The sequence below is a fragment of the Burkholderia sp. Ac-20379 genome, assembly GCF_017104645.1.
Classification (GTDB): Bacteria; Pseudomonadota; Gammaproteobacteria; order Burkholderiales; family Burkholderiaceae; genus Burkholderia.
Genome location: NZ_JAAGPF010000211.1, coordinates 1 through 13,180, shown reverse-complemented (window position 1 = coordinate 13,180; position 13,180 = coordinate 1). Strand labels below are relative to the sequence as shown.

Below are 13,180 nucleotides of genomic sequence, written 5' to 3'. Positions count from 1 at the left end.
GCTGGCACGCGCACACCCTGGCCGGCCGCGCGCTGCGCTTCGCCCGGCCGCTCACGTTCACGCCGTACGCCGCCGCCCGGCCATGCTCGGCGCGCTGCCGCTTCTGCTCCGAAACGCTGATCGACGACACCGCGCCTGGCCCGATGGCCGCCTCGCTGCGCCCCGGCACCGATTATTTCGAAATCCTGAGCCGTGCGCTGCGCGCGTTGCGCGGCGTGCCGCTGTCGTATTCGCTGTCGGGGCTGGAGAACACCGACGATCCCGCGTGGCTCGCGTCGCTGCTCGCCACGCTCGGCGCGGCGGGCAACGACGGCCCGGCCGTCGAGGGCAGCGTGCTCTACACCAACGGCGCGGGCCTCGTCGAGCACGGCGGCGCGCTGCTGCCAGCGCTGCGCGGGTTCGGCCTGTCGTGGCTCGAATGGTCGCGCCATCACGACGACGAAGCCGTGAACCAGTCGATCATGCGGTTTCGCGCCGGCCAGCCGGTCATGCGCCGCGCCGCGTTCGAGCAGGCCTTCGCGGCCGCGCGCGCGGCGGTGCCGGCCAAGCTCGTCTGCATCGTGCAGCGCGGCGGCATCGAAACCGCCGCCGACGTGCGCCGCTACCTCGGCTACGCGCGCGCGCTCGGCGCGGGCGCCGTGATCTTCCGCGAATTCTCGGCGCTGACCGAGGCCTACCGCCCGAACGCCACGCGCCGCCATATCGACCGCGCGCGCGTGCCGATCGACGCGCTGCTGCTCGCGTGCCTGGCCGATCCGGGCTTCGCCCGCGATCACGAGCCGGTCGAACTGACGGGCGGCTATTACTTCTGGAACGCGCGCTGGCGCCACCGCGACGGCATGGAGATCGTGTTCGAAACCTCCGATTACGGCGCGATGCGCGAACACGAACGGCGCGCGGCCGACGCCGTCTACAAGCTCGTGTTCCATCCGAACGGCAACCTGTGCGCCGGCTGGCAGCCATCGCGCGACATCCTCTGGCGCGACGACGCACCCGTCCATCCCCCCGCAGTGCGCTGACGCGCCCGCCATCGCCCCGAAAACCCCGCGGTACGCCAGCGCAAGCGCTTTTTATCGCGGGCGGTCGGGACTTTCATTACAATTCGCCTATCATTCCTTTCAAATATCGAAAATAAGTCCACGGCCGCCGCCTATGCCTTTGAGAAAGAAGACGAAACCCGATCCCTACGTCGCCGTCGCGCGCAGCCCGATGCTCGGGCCGAGCCTGCCGATGTGGCGTTCGAAATTCGTCGTGATCCTGATCTTTCTCGCGTTCGCCGCGCTGATCGCCCGCGCGTTCTGGGTGCAGGTCGCGAATCAGGATTTCTATATCGGCCAGGGCGAGAAGCGCTACCAGCGCACCATCGCGCTCGACGCGATGCGCGGCAGGATCGTCGACCGCAACGGCGCGATGCTCGCCGTCAGCCTCACCACGGTCGAAATCTGGGCCAACCCGAAGCAGGTCGATCCGGTGGCCTACGGCCCGCTCGCCAGGCTGCTGGATCTGCCCGAAGCCGACCTCCGGCGCCGGCTCGGCAGCGACAAACAGTTCGTACTGCTGAAGCGTCAGGTCGATCCGGACACCGCCGCGCGCATCGACAAGCTCGATCTCGCCGGCCTCACGCAGATCGCCGATTCGAAGCGCTTCTACCCCGAGGGCGAATCGGCCGCGCACGTGGTGGGCTTCACCAACGTGGAGGACAGCGGCCAAGAAGGCGTGGAACTGGCGGCCAACGAACAGTTGCTCGGCACGGCGGGCGAGCGCGAGGTGATTCGCGACCGGCTCGGCCGGATCATCTCCGACACGCATCCGCTGGTGCCCGCGCAGCACGGCGCCACCGTCGAACTGACGATCGACCGCCGCGTGCAGCAACTGGCCTATTCGCAACTGAAGGCGGCCGTCGCCGCCAATCACGCGCAGGCCGGCAGCGTGGTGGTGCTCGACGCGCAGAACGGCGAGATCCTCGCGCTCGCCAACTACCCCACGTTCGATCCCAACGACCGCAGCCGCCTGACCGGCGCGCAACTGCGCAATCGCGCCGTGATCGACACGTTCGAGCCCGGCTCGACCGTCAAGCCGCTGGTGGTGGCGCTGTCGATCGACGCCGGCAAGGTGCGCCCGCAAACCATCGTCGATACCTCGCCCGGCACCTGGAAGATCGGCCCCGCCGTGATCCACGACACCTCGAACCACGGCGCGCTGACCGTCTCGCAGGCGCTGCAGAAATCGAGCAACGTGGCGCTCGCCAAGCTCGCGCTGAACCTGCCGGCGCGGACGATCTGGGACAAGTACCAGGAATACGGCATCGGCCACGCGCCGGAGCTGACGTTCCCCGGCGTGGCGTCGGGACGGCTGCGCTCGTGGCAGCGCTGGCGGCCGATCGAGCAGGCCACGATGGCGTACGGCTACGGGCTGTCGATGTCGCTGCTGCAGATCGCGCAGATGTACACCGCCTACGCCGGCGACGGCACGCTCCACCCGGTGCGGCTGCTGCGCGACGACGCCGCCGCGCGTCAGGGCCAGCGCGTCACGCGCCCGGACACCGCCGCCGAGATCCGCTCGATGCTCGAGATGGCCGTGGGCGAAGGCGGCACCGGCCGCGCCGCGCGCGTGGACGGCTACCGGATCGGCGGCAAGACCGGCACCGCGCGCAAGCAGGTGGGCGCGTCGTACGCGCAGGGCAAATACCGCGCGCTGTTCGCCGGCATGGCGCCGATGAGCCAGCCGCGCGTGATCGTCGCCGTGATGATCGACGAGCCCGGCGGCAAGGGCTATTACGGCGGCACCGTGGCCGGCCCGGTGTTCTCGTCGGTGATGGGCGGGACGCTGAAACTGCCCGGCGTGCCGCCCGACGCGCCGGCGGCGGCCGATGCCGGCAAGCCGGGCGCCGCCGCCAAACCCGCCGCGCGTTCCTAGCGTCCCTTTCCGCGCCGCCCGCGCCGCCATGCAGCGGGCCGGCAATCGCCGGTGCGGCGCGTGCGTTCCCGAACCGCCCTTCTTCCGCTACCCCCGCTCCGCCATGTAGCGCGCCGGCGGCGCGCCCAGCTTGCGGCGGAACATCGACACGAAGCTGCTGGCGCTTTCGTAGCCGAGCCCGTCGGCCACCTGCTGCACCGATTGCCCTGCCCCCAGCCACTGCACCGCCAGCATCAGATGCAACTGCTGCCGCCAGCGGCCGAAGCTCATGCCGGTTTGCGCCGCGAGCGCGCGGGCCAGCGTGCGCTCGCTCATGCCCACGCGCCGCGCCCAGCTTTCCAGCGTGCCGCGCTCGGCCGGCTCGGCCGTGATCAGGTCGACGATGCCGCGCAGCCGCGCGTCGGACGGCATCGGCAGATGCAGGTTGCCCACCGGCGCGATCGCGATCTCGTCGAGCAGCAGCGTGATCAGATGCGAGGCCATGCCGCCTTCCGGATACAGCATCGGCAGGCTCGCCGAGCGGATCAGCAGCTCGCGCAGCAGCGGCGTGGTCGACAGCGCGCAGCACGCGCGCGGCAGATCCTGCGCCGCGCCCGGCTCGACGAACGCCACATAGCATTCGAGCCGCCCCGCCGCCGCGAACTTGTGCACCACGCCGCCCGGCACCCAGATCGCGCTGTGCGGCGGCACGATCCACAGGCCGCCGTCCACCTCGCAGGTCAGCACGCCGCGCATGGTCAGCAGCAGCTCGCCCTTGCGGTGATGGTGGAAGCCCATTTCCTTGCGGTCGCGATAGACGGCCAGCGCCTTCGCGTCGAGCTGCTTCATGTCGATGCCGGCCGCGCCCACCGTCACGACCGGGCGGGGCACATCGTCGGGATCGACCCATTCGGCGGGATCGGAGGCAGCGCTGACAACCGGCATGGCGTGATTTCGAGAATGGCAGGAATTCCACATATTCTGGCCATATTCCCCGATGTCGCCAAGCGGGCGCTTGCTTAGCATGCCTACGGGTGATGACGGACGCGCGGCGCAACGACCCGGCCGCGCCCGCCGTCGTCGCATTCCGAACCCTTTCCGCATGGACGAATCATGAATTCACTGAGCAGCGGGCGCGTCGCCCAGACCTTGCAACGGATGCTGGCCGAAGCCGAACAGGCCGACGCGGCCCTGATGGCGCAGTTCACCGGCCCGGACGCCAGCGAGCAGCGCCTCGAAGACGCCGTGGCCGAGCATTTCGCCGAGGAAAGCCGCGACCTGCGCGGCTTCTATCGCGGCTACGTCGACAACTTCCTGAACGTTGCGCCCGAGTACGGGCGCTTCCTGTATCAATGCGCGCGCGCCGTCGGGGCGCAGCGGATCGTGGAATTCGGCACGTCGATGGGCGTCTCCGCCGTCTACCTGGCCGCGGCACTGCACGACATGGGCGGCGGCCGCCTGATCGGCACCGAACTCGAACCGAGCAAGGCCGCCCGGGCGCGCGCCAATCTCGAGGCGGCGGGCCTGGCCGAGCGGGTCGAGATCCGCGTGGGCGACGCGCGCGAGACGCTCGCCGAGCTGTCCGGCGAGATCGACCTGGTGCTGCTCGACGGGGCGTTCAGCCTGTATCTGCCGGTGTTGAAGCTGCTCGAACCGCGGCTGAAAAGCGGCGCGCTGATTCTCGCGGAGAACGCGTTCGAACACGGCAACGCGTATCTCGACTACGTGCGCGATCCGGCCAACGGCTATCTGTCGCAGCCAATTCCGATCAGCCCGGGACGGGGGAACGAGATGACGGTGGCGGCGCGGTGAGGCAGGCAGGCGTGCATCACGCCGATTGCCGCTCGATACGCCGCATCCGCATCTGCCGATTGATCGCCACCCCCAACCCGATCAGCACGAACATCGCCGTCTCGCCCCAGATCAGGATCGTCACGGCCTCCGGTACACCGGGAATGCGGCCGCGCAGCGACGTGTCGCGCCTGAGCACGGCCGTCCACGGCCCCACGTCGTAGCCGTCGCGCTGGAACGCGGCCGCGACGTCGTCGCGCGGGCCGCCGAACGACAGCGAGCCTTCCAGCAGGCCGGGCGGATTGGCCTGACGGTCGTTCTCGTCGTCGTTGCCGCGCCGCACGGTGCGGTCCTCCTCTAGCAGATAGACGCGATCGCCCTTGCGCCAGCCGGCCGGCACGAGCGGCGTGCTGTAGTCGCGATACGACGTGCGGCGAATCGTGTAATCGCGCACCAGCACGGCGTCCCATTGCGGCGACGCCCCGCTCACCCGCACCCAATCGCTCGCATTGCCGAGCGCGACGGGCCGGTTCGCCACGAGCGCGACCGGCGTCAGCGGCTGGCCGGCATCGGCGTACTCGACCCAGTGCAGCCACGCCGACAGGCCGCCGCCCGCGATCAGCGCGATGCCCGCCATGCCGAGCCCGATGTTGCGCGCGCGCCGCGCGATGCGCAGCCGGCCCGCCGCATCGGACTCGCGCCACGCCGCGCGCGACCGCGCGGCCAGCGCGCCGCGCGAACGCCCGGCATCGCGCAATTGCGCATCGAGATCGGCAAGCAGCGCGTTGCCGGGCCACACGCGCCGCAGCCCGCGCACGGCCCATCGCGGCCCGAGAAAGATCGCGACGGCGGCAAGGCCTGCCGCGACCAGCAGGCTCGAGCCGCCGAACAGCGCGGTCTGCCAATGCAGCAGCAACGCGAACGGCCCGCGATCGCGCACGATGTCCACGATCGCCCAGCCGTATCCGCCAACCCACCACAGCAGCAGCACCGGCGTGAACAGCCAGCGCGGGACGATCGGCGGCGCATTCGCCGCCCGCTCGCGCGCGGCGGCCGAGGTGCCGGGCCGCCGCTTGCCGCGGCGCGGAGGTTGCACGCTCATGCGAATCCGTCGGCCACGCCGTCAATCGAGATCGGCCAGCTTGCCGTGCGTCGCGAACCAGGCCTCGACCTGCCCGGCCTCGGGAAATCGTTCGGCTTCGTAACGAATCGGCAGATGATCGGTGGGCTTGAGCAGCGCGCCGAAGCATCGCTGCACCTCGTGCCGGGGCAGGAACGCCGTGCGCTTCGTGGCCGGCTGGTGGAGCGCGACGACCTCGGTATCGGGCAGCAAGGTATGCACGCCCTCGGTCCAGACGCACAGGCTGCGCTGGCGGCCGGCATCGTTCTGCACGACGGTGTAGGTCGCCACGAACACGTCGCGCCCTTCCGTCGCGTGCCGCTCCTCGAGCATCGTGCGCTGATCGGCGTAGTCGGCGGCCCGCTCCTGCAGGCGCAGTTCGTGCAGCTTGCGCGCCAGCGGCTCGGGCACGAAGTGTTCCCACGCCGTGCCGGACCACCGCAGCATCAGCGGCGGCAACGGGCGCGGCTCGCGCAACGCCTCCTCGGCCACGGCCAGCAGCGTTTGCAGCCCGGCTTCGTTGCGATCGCCGGTCAGCAACAGCACGGTCCGGTTCGGCGCCATGACGACCGGCGCACCGGCAATCGGCTGCCGGTACAGCACGTCGGTCAACAGCAAGCGCGCCGCGTCGTAGAAATCGCCGTACTGCGACACGAACACGCCATCCCGGAGCGGGAGCCACGGCTTGGACGATTCGGCCCGCAGGTTGTCGACGGCGATCTCGAGCGCCGCGTCGAACGTCACGCCCCAATCGGCGAGTGTCTGGTTGTTGAGACGCTGGATATTGAATTCGCCGTCGTGGGCAATCCCGATCTCGAGGCTTTCGCACAGCGGCCGATGCGCGATTTCATCGGCCGGCGTCCGGTCGGCACGCTGAAGATTGATGAAGCCGCGTTCGGTGGTACTCCGAATCACCGGCCTCAGCCGCGCGCGTGCCTCGGCGAACGCGGACGGCAGCGCCGCCTGCCGCATGCCGGCGACCTGGTTGCGCAGGCATTCCGCGCGCCCGCCTTTCGGCATGTCGACGTACTCGCGGTACAGGTTCGGGAAATTGATGATGTCGCCGCTCTTGCCATTGGCCGTGCCCGTTTGCACCAGCCGCTCGCGCTCCGGTTCATACGACCACGTGCGCGTATCGCCCGACGCGCTCAGCGCCGCCATGAAACGCTCGGCATAGTCTGCCTGTGACGGCGGTTTTGGGGAAAGCGGAAGCAACTGGCGGAAGCGGTCGAGCAGGCCCATGGTCGGATTTCGTATCGGATTCGTTGTTATCGGGTCGCCGGTTGGCGAACAAAAAGACGGAACCGCGGAACGGCGCCGCCCCCCAACGCTGGCCGGCCGTTTCCGCGATTCCGAAGCTTAGCATCCGCATGCGGCGCGCCCTCGGCGGCAGTGGCTTGGGCACGCCGAAGCGCAACCGGAGAACCTGACGGCCAAAAAACACCACACTGCGCGACACGACGGCGTCATTCGAGGGAAATCCGTCCGCTCCATGCCTGCGTTTCGAACCTTTCCCCGCCTTCGAAACCCGCGCCCGGCGCGGCTCCAGCCCTCGCCCCGCATCCATCGCATCCCTGACGACACGACTTCACGCGAACCGACAAAACAACACATCCAACACACGCGCCCGGCGCTACGCTCTCGCCACGTCATCAAGCATGAATGACGATCGCCAACACAACGCGCTTCGGCCATCGGGGACTTTCGACCGGACGGCGCGCGCCTGCCAGCCCGAGAAAGGACACCGCCTCATGAGCGCCTCCAGCACCACGATCGGCAACAACGGGACGTCGGTCAACCAGTTGCCGCCCGACACGATGGGCAGCAAGGGCATGTCGAATCAATCGGCGGCCGATCTGCAGCAGACCTTCCTGAAGCTGCTCGTCACGCAATTGCAGAACCAGGATCCGACCAGCCCGGTCGACAGCGCGCAGATGACCTCGCAGCTCGCGCAGATCAACACCGTCAGCGGCATCGCCAAACTGAACGCCTCGCTCGCGTCGCTGGCCTCGCAGGTCTCGGCCGGCCAATCCACGCAGGCGGCCATGCTGGTGGGCGCCAACGTGCTCGCGCCCGGCGCTTCGCTGACGGTATCGAAGGGCGCGCCGGTGGGCTTCGGCGTGCAACTGACGAGCGCCGCCTCGAACCTGACGATCACGGTGAAGGATGCGGCCGGCAAGGTCGTCAACACGCTCAACGAAGGCCCGCAGAAAGCCGGCACGATTCCGCTCACCTGGACGCCCGTCGATTCGAGTGGCGCGAAGCTGCCCGACGGCCAGTACACGATCAGCGCGAGCTACACGAACGCCCAGGGCGCCGCCGCCAGCGCGGCCACGCTGACGGTCGCCCAGGTGCAGGGCGTGATCCGCCAGGCCGACGGCAGCGCGGGCCTGGCGCTGTCGAACGGCTCGACGGTCGACCTGGCCCATATCGGCGCGATCTTCCCGCGCACGCAAGGCGGCGCCGGTTCGCATTCCTGACCAGACCAGAAAAACCACATCTATCCGGCCACACACCTACGGGGATCACCATGGGCTATCAACAAGGCTTGAGCGGCCTGCAAGGCGCATCGAATCATCTGAACGTCATCGGCAACAACATCGCGAACGCGAACACGGTGGGCTTCAAGGCGGCCATCGCCCAGTTCTCCGATGTGTACGCGAACTCGGTGTCCACCGCCGTCGCGAACGGCATCGGCGCGGGCACCCAGCTTGCCGAGGTCATGCAGGTGTTCCGGCAAGGCTCGCTGACCAATTCGCAGAACCCGCTCGATATCGCGATCTCGGGCAACGGCTTCTTCCAGGTATCGAACAACGGCACCACGACCTACACGCGCGACGGCCAGTTCCACGCCGACGCGCGCGGCAACATCGTCAACAACGCCGGCGCGAACCTGATGGGCTACGGCGTCAACGCCGACGGCTCGATCGACACGGCCTCGCTGAAAGCGCTGTCCGCGCCGCAGGGCAACATCCCGCCGAAGGCCACCACCGCCATCTCGGGCCAGTTCAACCTGAGCCAGACCGACAAGGCCCAGACGCACTCGCCGTTCAACTATACGGATTCGTCCACCTACACGCTGCGCCAGCCGGTGCAGGCCCACGATTCGCTCGGCAACCAGCAGAACGTGAACCTGTACTTCGTGAAATCGGCCACGGCCGGCACCTGGAACGTGTACGCGGGCGCGGACGGCGCGGCGCCCGCGAACCTCGGCACGATCGCGTTCAACGCGTCGGGCAAGCTGACCGGCTCGACCGACGCGAGCGGCGCGGCCACGGCCTCGCTCGGCAAGTTCTCGCTGAGCCTGGCGAACACCACCGGCGCGGCCACGCCGCAGGCGATCGCGCTCGACCTGTCCAGCTCCACGCAGTTCTCGACCAGCAAGAGCGCGTCGACCAACCTGGTGGCCGACGGCTACGCCACCGGCTCGCTGACCTCGTATTCGGTCGGCGTGGACGGCTCGGTCAGCGGCATCTATTCGAACGGCAAGACCATGACGCTGGGCCAGGTGGTGGTGGTCAACTTCAACAACCCGGGCGGGCTGACCAGCATCGGCGGCAATCAGTACATCCAGACGGCCGCCTCGGGCGTGCCGCAGATCGGCGTGGCCGGCACCACCAATCACGGCGAGCTCAAGGGCGGCACGACGGAGGCCTCCACCACCGATCTGACCGGCGAACTCGTGAACCTGATCACCGCGCAACGCGATTACCAGGCCAACGCGCAGACGATCAAAACCCAGCGCACCGTCGATCAGACGCTGATCAACCTCTAATCCGGGAGCACTCCGATGTCGATCCACTCGACCGCCAACAACGCCATCTCCGGCAACTCGGCCCTGCAACAGGCCGCGCAATCGATCATCAGCGGCTCCACCGGCAATTCGTCGATCGACGTGAACACGCTGGTCACGGCGCTGGTCAATTCGAAGACAGCCGGCCAGAACGCGATCCTGTCGACCGCCGTGGCGAACGACAACAACCGGGCCGCCGCCTACACGAGCCTGCAAACCGCCCTGCGCAACCTGCAAGGCGCGCTGTCCTCGCTGTCGGACGGCTCGTTCGCGCAAACCTTCACGACCGCCGCCGCGGGCGGCACCGGCCTGACTGCAACGGCCGGCAACGGCGCGGTGGCCGGCTCCTACCAGGTCGCCGTCAACCAGATCGCGCAATCGCAATCGCTGACCTCGCCCGCGTTCGCCGCCAACCAGGCGCTCGGCACCGGCTCGATCACGCTGAGCGTCAACGGTAAATCGTCGACGCTCGCGCTCGATGCGAGCAACAACACGCTGTCGGGCATCGCCGCCGCGATCAACAACCAGCGCGACAACCCGGGCGTGACGGCCAGCATCGTGACCGGCAGCGACGGCGCGCACCTGGTGCTGCGCAGCAACAACAGCGGCGCGGCCAACACGATCGACGTGAAGGTGGCCGCCACCACCGACAACGGCCTGTCGAACCTCGCGGTCGGCTCCACGCCGAGCACCACGGGCGGCCCGTCGACCATCAGCACCGGCAGCACCGCCGCGACCAAGTGGGCGCAATCGTCGGCCGCGCAGGACGCCTCGGTCACGGTCAACGGCGTGACCAACCTCAGCGCGACCAACGCCGTCGGCAACGTGATCGCCGGCGTCACGCTGAACCTCACGCAGGCCGCCGTCACCACGCCCGCCACCACGCAAACGCTGACGATCTCCACCGACACCGCCAAGCAGGCCGCCGCGCTCACCAGCTTCGTCAGCAGCTACAACACGCTGGTGCAGACGATCGCCACGGTGGGCGCGTTCGACAACACCAATCCGGCCAAGCCGCTGGCCGGCCCGCTGTTCGGCGACTCGACGCTCAATACGATTCGGACGCAGATGCAATCGATCCTCGGCAGCGCCGTCAACCGCAACGGCGTGGGCGCGACGCTGCAGCAGCTCGGCATCACGGTGGCCGACGGCACCAAGAGCTCGCAGGCGTCCGGCACGCTGATCGTCGACCAGGCGGCGCTCACGCGCTCGCTGGCCAACCACCCGACAGCCGCCGCCACGCTGTTCGACAAGACGGCCGGCCTCGGGGCGCAGATCGACCACGCGATCACGTCGTACACGGCCGCGCACGGCATCCTGACGACCAGCGCCAGCGGCGTGCAGACCGACCTCAAGGGCCTGACGGCGCAGCAAACCTCGCTGCAGACCTACGCGGCGTCGCTGAGCACGCGCTACAACGCGCAGTTCACCGCGCTGAACAACGTGATGTCGCAGATGAACCGTCAGCAGAACTATCTGACGGCGCTGTTCGGCGGCACCAAGAGCGCGGGCGCGCTCGCCACCAACAAGAGATAGGCATGTTCAGCGCAGGCCGGTGCGGCGCACGGCCTGCGGCGGCAGGCCGAACAGCTTGACGAACGCGCGCCGCATCCGTTCCGGATCGGTGAAGCCCACGGCGCGCGCGATCTGCTCGATCGGCTCCGAGCCGTCCTGAATGCGCAGGCGGGCGGCCTCGACGCGCAAGCGCTCGACCGCCTTCGCCGGCGTCTCGCCCGTTTCCTTCTGAAACAGGCGTCCGAATTGCCGGACGCTCAAATGCGCCGCCTCGGCCAGCCGCTCGATCGGCAACGGCTCGTGCAGATGGTCGCGCGCGAACGTCAGCGCGAGGCGGATGCGGTCCGATTCCGGCTCCATCTGCGAGATCGGCGAAAACTGCGACTGCCCGCCCGGCCGCCGGTGATAGACCACCAGTTCCCGCGCCACCTCGCGCGCCACCTCCACGCCGCGGTCGGCCTCGATCAGCGCCAGCGCCAGATCGATGCCGGCCGTGATGCCGGCCGAACTCCAGATCCGGCCGTCGGCCACGAAGATGCGATCCATCTCCACCTGCACGGCCGGATAGCGCTGCTGAAGCCGGTGCGCCACGCGCCAGTGCGTGGTGGCGCGCCGCCCGTCGAGCAGGCCCGTTTCGGCCAGCAGGAACGCGCCGGTGCAGACGCTGGCCACGCGCGACGCGCGGGGCGCGGCGGCCTTCACCGCGCGCACGCCGGCCGGATCGAGCATCGCCTCGACCTCGCCGCCGACCAGCACCAGCGTGTCCGGCGCGGCGCGGGCGAGCGGCGTCGTGCCGACCGGCACGCCCGCGCCGCTCAGGATCGGGCCGCCGGCCTCCGACAGCACCTCGATGGCATAGGACTGCGGCGCGGCCACCTTCCTGACCGCGTCGAACGCGGCCAGCGGCCCGGCCAGATCGAGGATCTCGTGCCCCGGGAAAACGAAGAAACCGATGGTGTGCATGGTGGCCGATTCTAAGGGAACTACGTCCTTTGCGCCATCGACGCCGGCTTCGATAATCGGCTCCATCGATCGCCACCGATCTTCTCCCCCGCAACGGAATCCGACGACACCCTCATGACCGACCGCCTCGATCCCCTCCACCCCGCCGCGCCGCCGCTCGACGCGAACCTCGCGCGCCGCGACGTGCTCAAGCTCGGCGGGCTCGCCACGCTGGGCGCATGGCTCGGCGGCGGCGCGCTGCTCGGCGACGCCACGCCCGCGCTGGCCCAAGCGCCGACGCAGGCACAGCCCGACACCGCCGGCCTGCTGGCCCCCGACACGCCGCTCGACATCGTCATCGCGCTGTATCACGGCGGCACGCTGCTCGACTTCGCCGGCCCCAGCGAGATCTTCCACCGCCTGCCGAACACTCGGATCCGCTACGCCAGCCTGAACGGCGGCCCCGTCACGCTCGAATTCGGCGCGGTGTACGGCAACAGCGAGCGGCTCGCCGACATCGAAAAAACCGACCTGCTGCTCGTGCCGGGCGGCCCGGATCTCAGCGAGCCGACCCGGCCCGAGTATCTGGCGCAGATCCGCCGCCTCGCCGCGGGCGCCCGCCACATCACCTCGGTCTGCACCGGCTCGCTCGTGCTGGCCGCCGCCGGCGTGCTGAAGGGCAAGCGCAGCGCCTGCCACTGGGCCTTCATCAACGACCTCGCGCAATACGGCGCGATTCCCGACCCGGCGCGCTACGTGGAAGACGACGGCGGGCGCTTCATGAGCGGCGGCGGCGTGACCTCCGGCATCGATTTCGCGCTGCGGGTGGCCGCGAAACTGCGCGGCCGCGTGGCGGCGGAGTTCGCGCAACTGATCGTCGAATACGATCCCGATCCGCCGTTCCGCTCGGGCCATCCGCGCGTCGCGCCGCCCGAGATCATCGCAATGGTCGAGAAGCGGATGCCCGGCGCGATGCAGGGGCTCAGAAAGATTCCGGGCGTGCTGTGAGGAGGAACGACCCCATGCGACATTCGACATGCCATTGCGCCGCCGTGCTCGCGAGTTGCGTCGCGCTGCTGGCCGCGCCGCTCGCGGCGCGCGCCGGCGATGCGCCGAGCGCCGCC

The 13,180-nt window shown here is 69.4% G+C and carries 11 protein-coding genes; 7 read left to right on the top strand and 4 right to left on the bottom strand.

Translation table 11 applies throughout. The features are described from left to right. On the top strand, positions 1–1,019 hold a 1,019-nt coding region (locus G3N92_RS22810), incomplete at its 5' end, for a hypothetical protein (RefSeq protein ID WP_206129849.1). A gap of 133 nt (positions 1,020–1,152) precedes the next feature. Continuing rightward, the gene (locus tag G3N92_RS22805; protein WP_206129848.1) at positions 1,153–2,916 is read left to right on the top strand and encodes a penicillin-binding protein 2; all 1,764 of its coding nucleotides are present in this window, start codon (positions 1,153–1,155) and stop codon (positions 2,914–2,916) included. An 87-nt stretch (positions 2,917–3,003) separates the two neighbouring features. Here the strand turns inward: G3N92_RS22805 and G3N92_RS22800 are convergent, their stop codons facing one another. Then, positions 3,004–3,840, bottom strand: coding sequence for a helix-turn-helix transcriptional regulator (locus G3N92_RS22800; RefSeq protein WP_206129847.1), 837 nt, complete (start codon positions 3,838–3,840; stop codon positions 3,004–3,006). Between the two features lie 168 nt (positions 3,841–4,008). On the opposite strand from G3N92_RS22800, the gene G3N92_RS22795 reads away from it, so the two are divergent. Beyond that, positions 4,009–4,707 (top strand): class I SAM-dependent methyltransferase, encoded by a 699-nt coding sequence (locus G3N92_RS22795; protein WP_206129846.1) that lies wholly within the window; start codon positions 4,009–4,011, stop codon positions 4,705–4,707. 16 nt (positions 4,708–4,723) lie between these two features. Here G3N92_RS22795 and G3N92_RS22790 read toward each other — a convergent pair whose 3' ends face one another. Beyond that, a complete protein-coding gene (locus G3N92_RS22790; protein WP_206129845.1) occupies positions 4,724–5,788 on the bottom strand; it encodes a hypothetical protein in 1,065 nt (354 codons plus the stop codon). Positions 5,789–5,809: 21 nt separating this feature from the next. Continuing rightward, positions 5,810–6,967 (bottom strand): hypothetical protein, encoded by a 1,158-nt coding sequence (locus G3N92_RS22785; RefSeq protein ID WP_241014970.1) that lies wholly within the window; start codon positions 6,965–6,967, stop codon positions 5,810–5,812. Positions 6,968–7,557: 590 nt separating this feature from the next. On the opposite strand from G3N92_RS22785, the gene G3N92_RS22780 reads away from it, so the two are divergent. From G3N92_RS22780 to fliD, 3 genes are read left to right on the top strand one after another with little or no spacing between them, the layout of a single operon-like run. Next, positions 7,558–8,286 (top strand): flagellar hook assembly protein FlgD, encoded by a 729-nt coding sequence (locus tag G3N92_RS22780; protein WP_206129843.1) that lies wholly within the window; start codon positions 7,558–7,560, stop codon positions 8,284–8,286. A gap of 50 nt (positions 8,287–8,336) precedes the next feature. Then, positions 8,337–9,581 (top strand): flagellar hook protein FlgE, encoded by a 1,245-nt coding sequence (flgE, locus tag G3N92_RS22775; RefSeq protein ID WP_206129842.1) that lies wholly within the window; start codon positions 8,337–8,339, stop codon positions 9,579–9,581. A 15-nt stretch (positions 9,582–9,596) separates the two neighbouring features. Further along, on the top strand, positions 9,597–11,135 hold the full coding sequence (gene fliD, locus G3N92_RS22770; RefSeq protein WP_206129841.1) for a flagellar filament capping protein FliD: 1,539 nt from the start codon (positions 9,597–9,599) through the stop codon (positions 11,133–11,135). A gap of 6 nt (positions 11,136–11,141) precedes the next feature. Here the strand turns inward: fliD and G3N92_RS22765 are convergent, their stop codons facing one another. Further along, a complete protein-coding gene (locus G3N92_RS22765; RefSeq protein WP_206129840.1) occupies positions 11,142–12,077 on the bottom strand; it encodes a GlxA family transcriptional regulator in 936 nt (311 codons plus the stop codon). Between the two features lie 114 nt (positions 12,078–12,191). Here G3N92_RS22765 and G3N92_RS22760 point away from each other — a divergent pair, with 114 nt between their 5' ends. Next, complete coding sequence (locus tag G3N92_RS22760) at positions 12,192–13,064, top strand: DJ-1/PfpI family protein (protein WP_206129839.1); 873 nt, start codon at positions 12,192–12,194, stop codon at positions 13,062–13,064. Positions 13,065–13,180 lie beyond the last annotated feature (116 nt).